This window comes from Streptomyces sp. NPDC028711 (assembly GCF_055565415.1).
Window position 1 is genome coordinate 72,014 of the sequence record NZ_JBVHUJ010000009.1, and the last position, 14,703, is coordinate 86,716.

11 protein-coding genes and 1 pseudogene are annotated in these 14,703 nt (G+C 73.4%); 4 read left to right on the plus strand and 8 right to left on the minus strand.

Going from position 1 to position 14,703, the window contains the following annotated elements:
- Nucleotides 1-38: 38 nt before the first annotated feature.
- Nucleotides 39-491, minus strand: coding sequence for a hypothetical protein (locus tag ACZ4VK_RS26050; protein WP_468356586.1), 453 nt, complete (start codon nucleotides 489-491; stop codon nucleotides 39-41).
- A 313-nt stretch (nucleotides 492-804) separates the two neighbouring features.
- On the opposite strand from ACZ4VK_RS26050, the gene ACZ4VK_RS26055 reads away from it, so the two are divergent.
- Together ACZ4VK_RS26055 and ACZ4VK_RS26060 are read left to right on the plus strand one after the other, a co-directional pair.
- On the plus strand, nucleotides 805-1,608 hold the full coding sequence (locus ACZ4VK_RS26055) for a GP88 family protein (RefSeq protein ID WP_468357263.1): 804 nt from the start codon (nucleotides 805-807) through the stop codon (nucleotides 1,606-1,608).
- 415 nt (nucleotides 1,609-2,023) lie between these two features.
- Nucleotides 2,024-3,550 (plus strand): annotated as a pseudogene (locus ACZ4VK_RS26060) (MinD/ParA family ATP-binding protein); the annotation flags it as partial.
- Nucleotides 3,551-3,592: 42 nt separating this feature from the next.
- Here ACZ4VK_RS26060 and ACZ4VK_RS26065 read toward each other — a convergent pair.
- Nucleotides 3,593-3,991: a hypothetical protein gene (locus ACZ4VK_RS26065; RefSeq protein WP_468356587.1), complete on the minus strand. Its 399-nt coding sequence runs from the start codon at nucleotides 3,989-3,991 to the stop codon at nucleotides 3,593-3,595.
- A 400-nt stretch (nucleotides 3,992-4,391) separates the two neighbouring features.
- Between ACZ4VK_RS26065 and ACZ4VK_RS26070 the strand changes: the two genes are divergently transcribed.
- Nucleotides 4,392-5,108: a SpoIIE family protein phosphatase gene (locus tag ACZ4VK_RS26070; protein WP_468356590.1), complete on the plus strand. Its 717-nt coding sequence runs from the start codon at nucleotides 4,392-4,394 to the stop codon at nucleotides 5,106-5,108.
- A 73-nt stretch (nucleotides 5,109-5,181) separates the two neighbouring features.
- Here the strand turns inward: ACZ4VK_RS26070 and ACZ4VK_RS26075 are convergent, their stop codons facing one another.
- Nucleotides 5,182-5,931, minus strand: a complete 750-nt coding sequence (locus tag ACZ4VK_RS26075) for a hypothetical protein (protein ID WP_468356593.1) — start codon at nucleotides 5,929-5,931, stop codon at nucleotides 5,182-5,184.
- 80 nt (nucleotides 5,932-6,011) lie between these two features.
- Nucleotides 6,012-10,226 carry a MobF family relaxase gene (gene mobF, locus ACZ4VK_RS26080; RefSeq protein WP_468356596.1) on the minus strand — a complete coding sequence of 1,405 codons (4,215 nt, stop codon included), beginning with the start codon at nucleotides 10,224-10,226 and terminating at the stop codon, nucleotides 6,012-6,014.
- Between the two features lie 350 nt (nucleotides 10,227-10,576).
- Between mobF and ACZ4VK_RS26085 the strand changes: the two genes are divergently transcribed.
- The gene (locus ACZ4VK_RS26085; protein ID WP_468356599.1) at nucleotides 10,577-11,155 is read left to right on the plus strand and encodes a hypothetical protein; all 579 of its coding nucleotides are present in this window, start codon (nucleotides 10,577-10,579) and stop codon (nucleotides 11,153-11,155) included.
- 129 nt (nucleotides 11,156-11,284) lie between these two features.
- Here ACZ4VK_RS26085 and ACZ4VK_RS26090 read toward each other — a convergent pair whose 3' ends face one another.
- From ACZ4VK_RS26090 to ACZ4VK_RS26105, 4 genes are all read right to left on the minus strand, one after another.
- Nucleotides 11,285-11,899 carry a hypothetical protein gene (locus ACZ4VK_RS26090; protein WP_468356601.1) on the minus strand — a complete coding sequence of 205 codons (615 nt, stop codon included), beginning with the start codon at nucleotides 11,897-11,899 and terminating at the stop codon, nucleotides 11,285-11,287.
- Between the two features lie 170 nt (nucleotides 11,900-12,069).
- Entirely contained in the window at nucleotides 12,070-12,621 is a 552-nt protein-coding gene (locus ACZ4VK_RS26095) for a hypothetical protein (RefSeq protein ID WP_468356604.1), read from the minus strand.
- A 28-nt stretch (nucleotides 12,622-12,649) separates the two neighbouring features.
- Nucleotides 12,650-14,035: a DUF3145 family protein gene (locus tag ACZ4VK_RS26100; RefSeq protein ID WP_468356607.1), complete on the minus strand. Its 1,386-nt coding sequence runs from the start codon at nucleotides 14,033-14,035 to the stop codon at nucleotides 12,650-12,652.
- A 116-nt stretch (nucleotides 14,036-14,151) separates the two neighbouring features.
- Nucleotides 14,152-14,448, minus strand: a complete 297-nt coding sequence (locus ACZ4VK_RS26105) for a hypothetical protein (RefSeq protein ID WP_468356610.1) — start codon at nucleotides 14,446-14,448, stop codon at nucleotides 14,152-14,154.
- Nucleotides 14,449-14,703: the final 255 nt, after the last annotated feature.

Below are 14,703 nucleotides of genomic sequence, written 5' to 3' on the forward strand. Positions count from 1 at the left end.
CTCCGGGAACGGGTTGAGTGAGAGGTGGGCGCGCCGCATCAGGCCGCGGCGAAGCCTTCGGGAACCGAGCGGGGAGCGCGGGCAGTGGCGGCAGGGACAGGCGCGGTGCGGGCCGGACGCTTCGTGGTGCGCACGATCCGGCCGCCGGGCATGTGGCGGGCGCAGGAGGTGCAGACTTCGGCCAGGTGCCAGACCCTGCCCGGCATCGAGCACACCAGCACCAGGGCGATCTCTCCGGCGCAGCTGGCGGTCTTGACGTCCCGGTGCCAGGTGGCGCACTGGCAGGCACAGTAGCGGGCCGGCTGCGGCGCGCGGGCCGTGTTCGCGTGGTGCGCCAGGTGGTTGATGGCGGCCTGGGCCAGGTGACGCAGGTCGCGGGAGCGCTCGGGCAGGTCGCATCCGGTGCTGCAGGACAGCTGTGCCTGGCGGTCGGCCCTCCCGGTGACGCGGACGGTCCACTGGCGGCCGGGGGTGCGCTGGAGGGTGCTCATGAGTGCCGTCCCTTTCGTGTGAGGCGGGGCGCGGCCTCGGCCGGCGGCGCCGGTGATCACTATGGGCGGGACGCGGGGCTGGGAGGCAAGCGCGTAGTGGGCCGCTTCCCGTGTGGCGGCCCGTTTCTTCGCCACCGGTCCGCAGGGCGGGCAGCGGCGCTGGTCGTGTGGCGGTCACCGAAGCAGGCTTCTTGGCCCGTGAGCCGGGAGCGCGGGGGGTGTGCTGCCCTCCAGGCGGTTTCCGGGCCGAACCGGGCCGGTGGCCCGGCACAGACTTCAGCTCTTGTTCGCCCTCGCCCTCCGGGAGTTCTCTGTGACGGACGCACCGATATCGGCTGCCCGGGAGCATCCAGCACCCGCAAGGCCCCGGTTCCTGCTGACCGTGATGCGCTCTGGCTGCGCGTCCGAGCGCATCTATCGATGGACACTGCCCGCCCACGAGGGCCGCCTGCCCGATGGCCGCGAGTACAACGCCTGCCCGACCGCCGGTGTCTGCGCGGACCTGTGTTACGCGCAGGCTGGCACCTACAAGTTCCGCAACGTGCTCGCCGCACACCAGCGCAACTTGCAGCACGTCATGGATGATCTGCCGGGCTGGGAAGCGCAGATGACGTCCGAGCTGCAGCACCGGCGCTATCGTTCCGCCGACGGCCAGCCCGTCCATGTGAGGGTCCATGACGCCGGCGATTACTGGTCGCTGCCGTACCTCAAGGCGTGGCTGCGGATCTTCCGGTCCGCCGAGCACGTGATCTTCTACAGCTACACCAAGCAGGTCGCGCTGTTCGAGAAGTGGGTGCGGCCCGATCCGCCCGCCAACTTCCGCTGGCGCTACAGCTACGGCGGCACGCAGGACGACCTGATCGACCCGCTGCTGCATCATCACGCCGACGTCTTTCCCGACGAGACCTCGCTCGATGAGGCCGGCTACACCTCGCAGACCCCCTCGGATCTGCGCGCGGCGTACGGGCCGGAGAAGCTCGGTCTGGCAGCCAACAACATCCCCCATCTCAGGGCCCGCCAGGGAGGGCGTACCTTCCGGGCGCTACAGCGGGCCGCCGACGCGGAGAAGGCGGCGCGGCGCGGCAAGCGCCGTGGTCCGTCCGGCCGTTCGGCATAGTCCCCCTGACCCCGCGGGCCGCCGCCCCTCCCCCGGCTCGGCGGCCCGCGGCTTGCCCGTACCGCGCGCCGCGCGGGAGTAGATCCGTGTGAGCCGCCCGGCGCGAGGCGGTGTCGACCCACCAGGAGGCAGCGTGCACAGCGAGCAGGATGCGGCCACAGCCTGGCCCGGAACCAACGGAGGCTGGTCCGGGGCCAGCGGGGATGCCGACTTCCCCTACAGCTCCCCGGCGGGCTGGTACACCCAGCCGCTCGCGGGTCCCGCGGCGGCATCCTCCCCGCCGGCCGCTGCAGCAGCGGCCGCGCCGCAGCCGGTCCCCGTGCCCGTGCCCGCGCCGCCAGTGCAACCGCAGCAGACGTCCCCCGAATCCGCGCCCCCCGTGGTCGTGCAGGGCGCGGACGGCGGGGCGTTCCCGGCGCCGCCCGCACTGTTCGCCGGCCCGCAGAGCGCCGCTGTTCAGGCGGCCCCTGCGCCTGGTCCGGCGCCCGCGGCCGCCGCTCCGCCCTTCCCCACCGCGCAGGTCCCGGTGCCCGAGGGGTACACCGTGCCGCCGGGGCCCGGGCCCCACGCCAGCGCGCCGTACGTTCCGTCCGGTCCGGCGGCGCCTGCGGCCGCGCCCACGTACGGGTATCCGCCCGCCACGCCTGCCGGGTCAGGCCAAAGCTACGGGTATCCCCCGCCGGTGGGGCCAGTCTCCATGCCTGGGTACCCGGCTGCGGGTGTCGTCCCGGCTGATCCGGCGTATCCGGGGCAGGTCGCGGCGCCGGGTTACGACCCTGCGGCACCGGTGGCTCCGGGCTCTGTTCCGGTGGCGCCCTTCCCCTATCCCTCGGGCGTTTCCCCGGCCGCTCCCCTGGCCGGGCACGCTCCTGCCACGGCGGTACCGCTGGGACACAGCGCGGCGACCGAGCTGTCCTCCGACCGGCTGCTGCGGGGCGGTAAGAACAAGGCCCGCAGCAGCCGCCCGGGCGCCCGGCCCTCGCGGTTCCGGCTCGGCGGCGCGAAGGAGGACGCAGCGCTGCAGCACAAGCTCGAGGTGATCCGCACGCCGGTGCACAGCTGCTACCGGATCGCCGTGATCAGTCTCAAGGGCGGCGTCGGCAAGACGACCGTGACCACCGCGCTGGGTTCCACCTTGGCCAGCGAACGACAGGACAGGGTCCTGGCGATCGATGCGAACCCGGACGCCGGAACGCTCGGCCGGCGCGTGCGCCGCGAGAGCGGCGCCACCATCCGCGACTTGGTGCAGGCGATCCCCTCTTTGCGCACGTATCACGACATCCGGGCCTTCACCTCGCAGGCTCCGTCCGGCCTGGAGATCGTCGCCAACGACGTCGATCCGGCCATCTCCATCGCCTTCAACGACCAGGACTACCGGCGGGCCATCGACGTGCTGGGGGCCCAGTACCCGATCATCCTGACGGACTCGGGCACCGGTCTGCTCTACAGCGCGATGCGCGGCGTCCTGGACCTGGCCGATCAGCTGATCGTCGTCGCTACCCCTTCGGTCGACGGCGCGTCCAGCGCGAGCACCACACTGGACTGGCTCAACGCCCACGGCTACGGCGACCTGGTGCGGCGCAGCCTCACGGTCGTCTCCGGGGTGCGGCACAAGGGCCGGGTGGTCAAGGTGGAGGACATCGTCGCGCACTTCAGCGAGCGCTGCCGCGGGGTCGTGTCGGTCCCCTTCGACGAACATCTGTCGGCCGGTGCCGAGGTGGATCTGGACCTGATGCGGCCCAAGGTCCGCGAGGCGTACCTGACCCTGTGCGCCCTGGTCGCCGAGGGGTTCTCCCAGCCCCGGCGGACCGCCCCGGCGGGCGCCGGGCCGGGCCCGGGCCACCCGGGCTACGCGGGCCACCCTCAGGACGCATGGCCCGGCGGTCCGGCCAGCGCCGGCGGGTACCCGGCGCAGCCTGGCTACCCCGGGCCGCCGCAGTAGCGAAGACGCCCGGGGGCCAGCCCGCCCTCCTGCTCGAGCCCGTCAGGCCCTGGGCGGCATGGTCGCTTCCCACGCCTTCTGCAGTTCTTCACGGCTCCAGCCACAGTCCTGATCGCAGTTGCCGGGGTGGTCCTCGATGAGGAGGCACGTCTCGTCAACGACCTGCCTGCGGCACCCCGGAGCCGTCCGGATCTCGCGGCGGCCGTCTTCGCCCCACAGCAGCCACCACAACACCAGGTCCCCCGCGCCGGTGTACTGCATCTGTACGCAGGCCGCGTGCCGCGTCTCTCGCGGGTGCGCCGCGAAGTCGCAGCCGAGTGGGTGTGCGTCGGCCGTGAAGTCGGCGTCGGGCAGGGCATTGAGATAGCGCGTCTCTTGGGCCGTGAGCGTGGCCTGCGCGCGGCAGTTGTTCGTCTGGGGAGATGTCTGGGGCGGGATCATCGAGTCCTCCGACTGCGTATGGGGTGGGCGCCTTCACTCTTCGGGCGCGGCAGGCAGCGAAACCGACAAAGAATCTTGGAAGCACCGGTGTGTTCCGCATCACTACGACGTCGGCTGGTGCCGGGCGCCACGGTGGAAGGGGCGGCATGGCACCCTCAACGGCTGCCGGCCACGGCCCGTCCGTCCCGCCGGGCTGCGTCCTGTGTTCCTGGCGGGAGGACCGGGCTGGTGCGCGTGCCCGGCCCGGCGTCGGCTCACGCCTGATGCGGCCGCGGGCGGCTTCGTCCCACGCGTCACACCCGCCTCAACTTCGCTGTCTGGCCCTCTTTGCCGCCATGTAGTTGCTCGGCGGCGTATAAGTGGCGGGCCCGTCGGGGGCCCGGACCCGAAGGAGGAACAGATGGACACGATGCTCACCCAGGCGTCCGAGATGGTGATGGTGGGGCTGGCGCAACGCCCGGGCACCGAGCCGCCGTGCGCTGACGGAGCGGACTTCCAGCGTCGCGGCAGCCGCGTGTGCGCCGTCGTCGTCGATGGTGCTGGGCACCGTGAGGAGGTAGTGCGCTATGCCGCGACGGTGCCTGCGGTGATCACGCAGATGGGCATGGTCGAGGGCGGCCTGGCCGGTCTGGTCACGGGTGGCCGGATGGCGTACGCGTACGACGTTCCACCGCATGCCAGCGCCGTGTATGCCTCGGTGGAGCCGGGCCGGCCGACTGCGGTGCACTGGATCGGCGATGCACGCGCCTACAGCTACGGGAACGGCGAACTCACGCTGTGGAGCACCGACATGACCATGGGGAACTATCTGCGCGGACAACGCGGACACGCGCCGGAGCTCGCCAAGGAGTACGACGACTACGCGCGGCTCGGCCTCGCGCAGGCAGGGTGGGCGACCTGCCGGCTCGTGGAGATTCCCGAGGAGGTCCCGCTGGTCCTTCTCGTCTCGGACGGAGTCTCGGACCACGTGGACCAGGGCACCTGGAAGCGGCTGTGCCACCTGCACGAGGCGGACCCGCAGGCCCTGGTAAACGCCTTGGTGGCGGCCGCCGAGGCGGACGCCGACGGGTACCGCGACGACTGCACCGTGATCGCCATCCGCCGCCGCACTCCCTGAGGGGATCCGTCGCGCACCGCGTAGCCGACTACACCGGCGCAGACGGTCCGTGCCGCGCGGGGACGTGTGCTGTTCAGCGCCGTGTCCGCTCGGCTCTTGGACGGCTGCGGGCGCCCGGCCGGGTCCAGACCCGGCCGGGCGCGCCTCGTGTCCGGGCAGAGACGGGGGTGGGACTGGTACGGCGGCGGGGCGCAGGGCGGCCCGCTCGCGGCGGCCGGACCAGGACGGCCGGGTGGCCGGGGTCGGGGGCGAAGCCGTAGCGCAGGTAGGTGCGGTACAGCGCTGGTGTCCGGGCCGTGGCGATGGCGCCGACGTCGTGGCCGTCGGCGTAGGCGAGGGCCGCGTGGACCAGGTGGGCCGCGGAGAGAGGGTCGTCTTCGCGGCAGGCCAGGTTGCCCACCGTCCACCAGGTTCCGCCGGTGCGGAGCCGGGCGCGACGGCAGGACTCGACTGCCCGAACGGTCCGGGCTGCGGCGAGTTGGCGGATGAGCCCGAGCAGCAGCAAGGCAGTGATCAGGGTGGTGGCGGCCGTCGCGCTCCACCGCGTCCAAGGGGCCGGGGCACCGGCGGCCTCGGCTGCCGCGCCGAGCACAGTCGGCAGCAGCAGGCCTGCGGTGAGGGCGAGCTCGGCCAGGAGCAGAGCGCCGGTCGCGGCCAGGGCGCGGGCGGGCGCAATGGCCGGGCCGCGGACGGTCAGGACCGCTCCCCCATAGGCGAGGAGCCGTCCCTGTGCGTGGGCGTAGGTGAGTTGGAACAGCCACAGCGTGGTGCCGGCGGCATGGGATGCACGAGTGCGGGCGGGCGGTCCCAGGCGGCGCTGCACCAGTGCGGCGTGGCGCGGAAGGTCGCGCCAGCGGGCCCGCAAATCGGTCGGCGCATGGGGCGTTGTGGGGTGGTGGAGGTTCACCGGGCGGGCCGTCTCGGCGTGGTCGGGGCGGTGGCGGCGGGCTGCTGTGCGGGCGGGGCGGTAGTGCGCAGCGCGGTGAGTTCGGTGTGCAGTTGCCGCCAGGCGCGGGTATCCGCCGGGTCGCCGGGCGGCGGGCCGAGCAGCTGTTCGCCAAGTTCGGGGCGGTGTTGATGCCAGGCGGCGAGCCGAGTGAACAGGACGCACCAGCGGGCCCGGTGGGCGCTGTCGCCGGGGCGTGGCGAGGGCATCTGCCCCATCCAGACGGCGGGGGGCGGGGCTCCGTCGAGCGCGCTCTGCCAGGCGGTGGTGGCGGTGGGCCAGGTGGCAATCTCCCGGGTGGCTGGGCGGGTGAGGGTGCGGATTCGGGTGGCGAGGTCGTTGTAGGCGGGCACGTCGTGGCCGCTGGTGGGGCGGGGCAGCGGACCGGTGCCGTCGGTGTCGGGCAGGGATGCAGTGCGGTGTCGCCAGGTCTCGACGAGCGCGGCGGTGGTCTGCCAGGCGCGGCGCTGCCAGGTGTCCTGGGGTGGGACGGGCCCGAGCACGGTGGTCCACGGGGGAGGTTCCTGGGCCAGTTGCAGGCCCCGGGCAGCGAGCAGCTGGCCCAGGACGCGGCGCCGTTCGGTGAGGTGGCCGCGCCAGTCGGCAGGGGTGTCCGGGTCGTGTTCGAGGCGGGCGTCGGCAACCCAGTCGGGGACCGGGCCGCTGTGGCGGGCGGCGTGGGGAGTGCGGTCGGGCAGGCGTGCGCGCAGGTCACGCTCGGCGCTGATGAGCTCGACGAAGCGGCTGGCGCGGGCGCGGGAACGGGCGTTGTGGTAGCGCTCCTTGGCGGTGGGGGCGCGGCGCTGGAGGTGGGCGCGGTGGGTGAGGGCGAGGGCGGTCAGGCGGGCGAGTTGGGTGTCGCTGTAGGCGGCCAGCGGCCGGTCGGCGGCGGGGCGCGGGGTGGTGGCGACGAGCTGGTAGATGCGGTCGGCCAGGACGGAGGCGGTGTCGTCTTCGCCGCTGTCGTCGAGCGGTTCGTTGCTGATCCGGGTGAGGGTGCGGCGGGTGCTGTGGCCGGCCAGCTCGGCTGCGGTGAGGGCGGCCAGCAGCTTGGGCCAGCCTTCGTCGGTGTAGGTCTGGTCGGCCAGGGCGGGCAGGATCTCACGCAGCAGCGCCCGGGCGCGGGCGGTGGCGGCGCGGGCAGCGGTGTCGGCGTACTGGGCGGCGTGGAGGGCCGGGCTGGTGGACTCGTCCTGCAGGTCGCGCAGGAGCTGGTGGGCGGAGGTCGCGGCGCGGCGGGCGTGGGCGATCTGGTGCAGGGCGGCGGCCTCGTCGGCCACCGGGTCCTCGGTGGGTTCGCTGATGCCGAGGTAGAGCTTGTTGCTGCGACGTCCGCGGGTGAGCTGGACGTAGACGCTTTCGCGGGAGGAGGAGGCGGTGGCGTAGGCGTGGGCGGTGTCGACTGTCATGCCCTGTGCGCGGTGGACGGTGGCCGCATATCCGAGCTCGACGTGGGCGGCGGTGTAGTCGGCGGGCAGGGTGATCGTGGCGTGATGGGCGGTGTTCTTCACCGTCAAGGAGCCGTCCGGGTGGACTGTCAGCACCCGCCAGGCATCGCCGTTCTTCACGAAGTCCCGGCCCTTCAGGACCGGCAGGGCACGGTTGTTGCGGCGGGTGACGATGGTGTCGCCGGCGTGGGCGCGGGTGCCGTCACGCAGTTGGCGGTGGGCGGTGACGTCGAGCAGTCCGCGGGCGGCGGCGGCCGTCTGGGCACGGGCGTTGAGTTCGCGCACGGTGGCCGCGTCGGGGGCCATCATGACGCTGCTCAGCCCGGCAGCGATGTCCGTGCTCCACGCGGCGTAGATCGCATCGAGCATGTCGGCCGGGTCCCCGGAGCGGATGCGCCGGTGCTGGCGGTGGAAGGTGAAGACGTCGGCCGGGTCGCCGTCGCGCAGTACCAGGGTGGCCGCGCCTTCGCCCGGGGTGGTGAAGCGGTGCAGTTCGTCCAGGCGCACCGTGTCGGGGTGGCGGTCGAGCAGGCGCGGCACGCCTCCTGCGTCGACGGCGGACAGCTGCAGGGGATCGCCCAGGAGCCGGACGTGGGCGCCTGCGGCGCGGGCCTGGGTCAGGATCCGCTGGAGGTTGAGGGTGCCGCCCATGCCCATCTCGTCGACGACGATCACGTCGCCGCGGGCGAGGGGGAACCGCTGGTCGGCCAGGCCTTTGGCGTGCTGGTCGCGGTGGTGCAGCCAGGCATGCAGGGTGGTGGCGGGCGCACCGAGGTCATCAGCGAGGGCCTGGGCGGCGCGGGAGGAGGGGGCCAGGGCGACCAGGCGGCGCCCGGATGCGGCCAGGGTGTCGGCCACCAGTTTCATCGCGGAGGTCTTGCCGGATCCGGCCGGGCCGATGCCGGTCAACAGCAGTTTGTCGCCGCAGGCGAAGGAGCGGGCGAGGGCCAACTGGGCCGCGCCCAGGTGCGGATGGCGGCGGGCTGCACGTGCGAAGTCGGCCTCTTCGGCGGCGGGAATGACCAGGGTGTCGGCGGCTGCCAGGAGGTCGTCCTCGGCAGCCATGAGCCGTCGGGTGGTGTAGGCGGGCGCCTCGACGCGCAGGAAGACGCTGCTGCCGTCGGGGCGCTGCTGCTCGGGGTGCAGGTCGACCAGGGAGGGCGGGCGCAGGTCGACGACGGGGTCATCAAGGGTGGGGTCCGACAGTGCGCGGGCGGTGATGCGCTCGGTCGCCTCGGCCAGGACCAGGCCCTGGGGCAGGGGGCCACGGGCGAGGTGGTAGCCGAGTTGGCGCAGCACCTCGGCGCGCACGTGCTGGGCGGCGAACACGCTGCGGCGTTCGGCGACTTCGGCCAAGGCGGCGGTGGCGACCTGCCGCTCGAAGGTGTCCGGATCCATCTCCTGCGGGGCCGGTTCGGCGTCGGCGGCGGCCTGGCGCACGGCGTCCAGCAGGGCCTGGGTGAGGGCTTCGTCGGGGCGTGCGTCGACGTCGCCGAGGGCCGCGCGGGCGGCGGTGAACCAGATCTTCTGCAGGGTGCGCAGCGGCCGCGCGGCGCTGAGTTCGGGCCGGTTGGTGACTGCGGCCTGCTGCGCGAGCGCGTACCAGACCGCCGGGGGCGGGGTGCGCTGGTGGCGGACGTAGTAGTCGGCGACCAGCCGTTCCAGCTCGGCCCGCACGGTCTTGCCGCGGGTGGAGAACGCGTCGATGAGCTCGTCGGGCAGGCCCGCGATCTCGAGGATCGGCCGCCGGCCTGCAGCGGTGATCCGCTCGCGGACCGCGAGTCCCAGGCGCTCGGACACCAGCCGCATGACAGTGGTGTTGTAGAGCTCGCTGATGGTCACTCCATGCGCGAGCAGCGGCCGCGCGTCGATCGTGCGCCACTTCCCGTCCGGGCCCTGGACCCGGTTGGCGACGATGATGTGATCGTGCAGATGGGGGTCGCCCGGGTCCCCGCGCGCGGTGTAGTGCCGCCACCGGGCGGCGACCAGGCCGGAGGTCACCTGTTCCTGGGCGATGCTGCCCTTGCTGGAGGCCCGGGTAGCCAGCGCGTGGTCCTCGATCCAGGCCAGGGCCGTCTCGAGCGCTTCGGTGTGCGCGGCGTCGATGACCTCGCGTGTCTCCTCCCCTCCCAGGATCCGCAGGGCCTGCAGCGAGCCTTGCGGGGCGGCCACGAAGCTCCAGCCCAGGCAGGGCTGGCGCACCGGCTGAGTGTGCATCCGCAGGTACCCGTCGAGCTCCTCGACAGAGGCCGGGCCTCGGTGGAACTCTGCGCGGAAGTACTGGGCCGCGACGTGTCGGCGGATCGCCCGGCGCTGGTCGTCGGTGAGCGGCCCTCCGCTGCGCGCGGTGGCCTCCGCGAGGACCTCCTCGATGCGCTCCAGCAGCGGGTCGGTGGCGGTCGGGTCGCTGAACTGGGAGTAGGCGGCGCCGAGTTTCCCGGCCCGCCAGGCCTTCTGCTCGCTGTCCCCGGCGGCGATCCGCTCGGCGGCAATCTCCACCGCACGCGGATGCCGGCCGAGACCGAACAGGGATTCCGCTTGTGCCCGCAGCACCTCCTGCCCAGCCACTTGCAGGACCTCAGCGGCACGCCCCATCCACACCCCCGGCGGGGCACCAGCGTTCAGGGAGCCGTCAGCGGCAGGCAGAGACTCGGCGCGGACCGTCTGCGCGAGCAGATACCGGTACCCCGCGGCCGCCGTCAGCTTGCGGATCTCTACTGCCACGGCATCGACGCTACGAGGCGATCAGAGTTGCAAGAGATGTCATTCCCTCCTCCTGTCCCCTCCCTCTGTCTCCCTCTTACAGCCCGGTGACCTGCACAGACACCAGCAGCAAGGAGCAGCGGGGTATGCAGGTTGTCCCGGAGAACGGGGTAGGACGACTTTGCTTCCTCCCGTTGGGTGGGCAGAAATCATGGTCGTGGCCCGTGGGGCGGGAGCGCGGACAGCTCGGTGGGGTGAGCCCTTCGATCGGGCGGGGGTGCCGGGTGAGGCTGCCTGTACGGGGTCCCGGGGAGGGCGGCAGGGTGCCGTCCGGGCGCAGCCCACGGTTCGGGGCCGGTTACGGAGTTGAGATGGCGAGGAAGCCCAAGGCGAAGGCGTCGGCTGCGGCGAACATGGTGGCGGCGCGGGAGCGGGCGCAGCAGTTGGCGATGGCGCCGATGGCGCGGCAGCAGCGGCTGGTGGAGCGGGCGACCGACTTCTTCGTGGCATCCGAGCGTCAGGACCTGGCGCGGGAGGACGGGGAGCGGGAGATCCGGGCGATCCGTGAGCGGGTGGTGGAGCAGGTGGAGGCGGCGCGGGTGGAGGCCGGGGCGGCGGTGGTGGCGATGCTGGGTGAGGACGAGCCGGTGGGGGCGGTCGCGGAGCGGCTGGGGCTGCGGCGGACCGATGTGCAGGAGCTGCGGCGGCTGGTCCGGGCGCAGGAGCCGGTGCAGGAGTCGGGTGCCCGGGGCGGAGAGGCGCGGCTGACGTCGGGACCGGGTGCCGGGGGCCCGGTCGGCACCGGGGCGGCGGATGCTCCGCATGCCGGGGGCGGGGGTGCGGCGGGCGGGGTCCGGCCGGTCGCCTCCGGTGGCCCGGGTGGGACGCGGCCGGCTGGTGGGGACGGGGGTACGGAGGAGGTCAGGGGGACGGAGGCCGGGGCGGTGTAGGGCGCGAGGCGGTGAATGCGGGAGGTGTGTCCCTGGGTGTCCCTGTGCCCCTGGAGGGGGCCTGACTGGGGGTGCGTGGGGAATGCCGGGAAGTGTGTCCCTGGGTGTCCCTGTGTCCCTGGGCGGCGGTCAGCGCATCCCGGGGTGGGCGCCGCCTTGCTGGGGCTGCTGGGGGTAGTGGCCCTGGGCGGGGTAGCCGGGCGCGGCGGGCTGCTGGGGTGCCGTCGGTGCCTGGGGCTGGGGTGCGGCGGGGGCCGGGCGCTGGGGGTTCATCCAGGGCGCGGCGGTACGTTCACCGGTCGGCTGGGGGGCGGCCGGCTGGGGAACGTACTGGGGCTGCGGCTGGGCGGCCGGGGCGGGCTGCTGGGCGGGCGCCGCGGGCTGGACGTACTGCTGCTGGGGCGCTGCGGCGTACTGCTGGACGGCCGGGGCGGGCGCGGCGTAGGGCGCGGGGGCCGGGGCGGGTGCAGGAGTGAACCAGACGTCGATGCTGTGGTCACCCGGGAGGTGGCGGGAGAAGCCGGAGTTGGCGACCTCGTACTGCGGCGTGCCCTCTCGGGTGGGGATCTCCGAGACGCGGTTGACGCCTGTGAGCCAGTGGGTCATGGCGTCCGGGGCGCGGCCGGATCGGGCGTCGCGTGGTTCGGTGAACCGGATGAGGGCGACGGTGTCGAGGATGGTGGCGAGTTCGGCGACGGTGGCGCTGGTGTCGGCGGGCCGCTTGGGCTGCGGTGCGGTGGTCACTGGTGTTTCCCCTCCCCCAGGGTGTGGGTGGTCTGTGAGGGGTGACGGTACCTGCGAGGTGGGAGGTGCGGGAGGCGTGTCCCGTGGGGCGGGAAGGGAGTGTGCGCGGGGACGCGAAAGGGCCCCGGCACGCTGGGTGCCGGGGCCCGTGGGGCGGGTTCGCGGGTAGGTCAGTGGCGGACGGGCTGGGTGAGGTAGACGGTGTAGTGGCCGGGCTGGCTGGGGCGGGTGGCGGTGGCGGTCGCATCGTTCAGGTCGTCCTGGAAGCTGTGGCTGATCCAGGCCAGGAGTCGGCGTTCCGCTTCGTCGGCGGTGGGGGCGTCGAGGGTGTAGACGGTGGTGGCGACCTGGTCGTCGTCGACGGTGGTGTCGGAGACCTTCTCGGTGTTCCAGTGGTCTGCGGGGACGGCTGGGAGGAGATCGGCGGGGAACCGGGTTCCGGGGCGCGGGGTGTGCTGGCCGTGTTCGAGATGCGTTGCCCGGTGGTTGAGGTTGGTCTCCTCGCGCTGGGCGTCGGTGATCTGCTCGGCCAGGCCCTGGGGGGTGAAGGAGGTGCCGCCGAGTCGTTCGGGGAGGAGCGCGGCGAGGGCGCGGCCTATCTCGGGGTCCTCGGCTGCGGTGCGCAGGGTGGTGAGGGCGTCGATGTGGCGGGAGAGGGCTTGGGCGCGGGTGCGGAGCTGGTCCGCCGTGGCGGGCGGGTGGATGGAGTGGGCGTCGGTCATCGTGGGGCCCTTTCGCGGGAGGTGGTGGTCAGTGGTTGTCGTCGGCGCGGAAGGCCGCGACGGCTTCGGGGGAGGCGGCGGATGCTTGCGCGAGGCGCAGCGCGGTGTCGGGGTCGGGCGCGCGCAGGTGGCGCACCCATCCGCTCAGCTGGTCGGAGACGTCGTGGCCGGCGGGCTTGTGCGTGCCGGGCAGGACGATCAGCGCGTCGACATCCGCGGGCGACTCGTTCCAGCGCACGCCGGTGACGGTCCACTCGGGGTCTTCGGTCTGGCCCGGGTGGTGGGCGGGGGTGTCGTCGCGTTCGACTTCGCTGGGGTCGGCGAATGCGATCTCGGTGACCTCCACGCCGAGGCGTTGCAGTGAGGCGGGGCCGTGGACTTCGTCGCCGAGGGCGCGGGCTGCGGTGTCGGCGGCGTTCTCGTCGTCGGCGGGGACGGTGAGGCGGACGTAGGTGGCGGGCACGGTGAAGCTGTAGCCGGGGCGAAGGTCGGGGGCGGGGAGAGGGAGGGGGCGGGAGCCGATGTGGAGGTTGACGGCGAGCTGCCCGTCGGGGGTGGTGCGCAGCGCGGGGTGGGCGGTGTCGTTGAGGATGCCGAGGGTCAGGGTGTAGGTGTCGTCGATGTACGCGCCGATGCGGAGTCCGGCCAGGGCGGTGACGGGGAAGGAGTGGTCGCGGTCGGCGGGGTCGGGCGGGAGGTAGAGCGCGGCCTGGTGGAAGTCGGCCGGGGTGGGTGCGGGGGCGTGGCCGGGGTCGTCGGCGTCTTCGTCGGTGACCGGGCACAGGTCGCGGCCTTCGGGGTCGAGCCAGTGGCCGTAGGGGGTGTCTGCTTCGGGGTCGTCGTAGTACCAGGTGATGTCGGTGCCGCAGGCGCCGCAGCGGGTGGCCTGGCCGTGGTCGGGGGTCTGGTCGGTGTGCTGGAACGCGTGCTGCGGGTGGTCGCTGGTGCGGGCGAGGGCGTGGCGTACGTGGGTGCCGAGGAGCGCGGGGGCATGGAGGGTGAGCCAGGTGCGGACGAGCATGTCGCGGGGGGCTTGGGCGAGGGCGTGGCGGACTTCTTCGGCCGGGATGAGGGGGGTGCCGTCGGCGTTGCACTGGGCGCGGAAGAGGCCGGTGTCGGGGTGGTAGGCGATGGAGACGCCGTCCTGGGTTTCGGCGGGGTCGTTGGAGAGTTCGAAGGTGGTGTTCGGAGCGGTGGTGATGAGGGCGGTGGCGAGGTGTTCGGCGGTGTCGGCGCCGGCGCGGGTGACGTAGGTGTGGCCGGGCTGGAGGTCGGTGAGGGGGTGGGTGTCGTCGGCGGTGAAGTCGGTTGCGACGTGGTGGGTGTTGAGGGCGTGCAGGACTGCTGGGAGGTCGCTGCTGGTGGTGGCGTGGATGGTGATCTGGAGGGCGGGCAGGTGGTCGTCGCTGAGCATGGGTTGTTCCTGTCGTGAGTCGGTGGTGGGGTGCGTGCCGGGCCAGGCCGGGCCGGGCGGCGTGGCTCGGCCGTGGGGGCGGAGCCACGCCGCGGTGGCGGGCGCTCGGCGCGGGCTTAGGGGTGCCGGTCCTGGAGCAGGGATCGCAGCGCCTGCGTTGTGCCGCAGAAGGCGGCGAGGAAGCGGAGCTGTCCGGCGGTGCCGCTGTTGTTGATGCTGCTGGCGTGCTGTTCGGCGTCGTCGTGGAACTGGTCGTAGGCGGCCCAGAAGTCCAGACCGTCACGGTCGCCGTTGACCTTGTTCGAGGCGGTGTTGCTGCACGCGTCGTGGACAAGCTCGTCCAGGTCGTCTTCGGTGAGGCTGAACTCGCGGGTGATCTCGTCGATCTCCGTGTCGGTGAGATGCGCGGTCATCAGGCGTTGTCTCCGGGTCGGGTGGGCGCGGGGATACGGGGTGAGCCGGGCGTCGCGCAGGACAGCGGGCCATGTCGCGCGGGGGCTGTGCTCGGCGGTGAGGGCGTCTTCGGCTGCCGGGGCGGTGGCGAGGACCGCAGCGGGTGGGTGTCGCGTCTGGGCCGGGGAACGTCAGTGCGTGGCGTGGCCGGCCGTGAGCTGGGCGCCGTGTGCGGCCCGGGAGTTGTTCGCCCGCCCGGGGCCGCACTGGTGTGG

Coding starts and splice junctions, on each gene's coding strand:
- ACZ4VK_RS26100 (WP_468356607.1), bottom strand. CDS start 14,035: ATGCTCAGCGACGACCACCTGCCCGCCCTCCAGATCACCATCCACGCC.
- ACZ4VK_RS26105 (WP_468356610.1), bottom strand. CDS start 14,448: ATGACCGCGCATCTCACCGACACGGAGATCGACGAGATCACCCGCGAG.
- ACZ4VK_RS26095 (WP_468356604.1), bottom strand. CDS start 12,621: ATGACCGACGCCCACTCCATCCACCCGCCCGCCACGGCGGACCAGCTC.
- ACZ4VK_RS26085 (WP_468356599.1), top strand. CDS start 10,577: ATGGCGAGGAAGCCCAAGGCGAAGGCGTCGGCTGCGGCGAACATGGTG.
- ACZ4VK_RS26070 (WP_468356590.1), top strand. CDS start 4,392: ATGGACACGATGCTCACCCAGGCGTCCGAGATGGTGATGGTGGGGCTG.
- ACZ4VK_RS26050 (WP_468356586.1), bottom strand. CDS start 491: ATGAGCACCCTCCAGCGCACCCCCGGCCGCCAGTGGACCGTCCGCGTC.
- ACZ4VK_RS26065 (WP_468356587.1), bottom strand. CDS start 3,991: ATGATCCCGCCCCAGACATCTCCCCAGACGAACAACTGCCGCGCGCAG.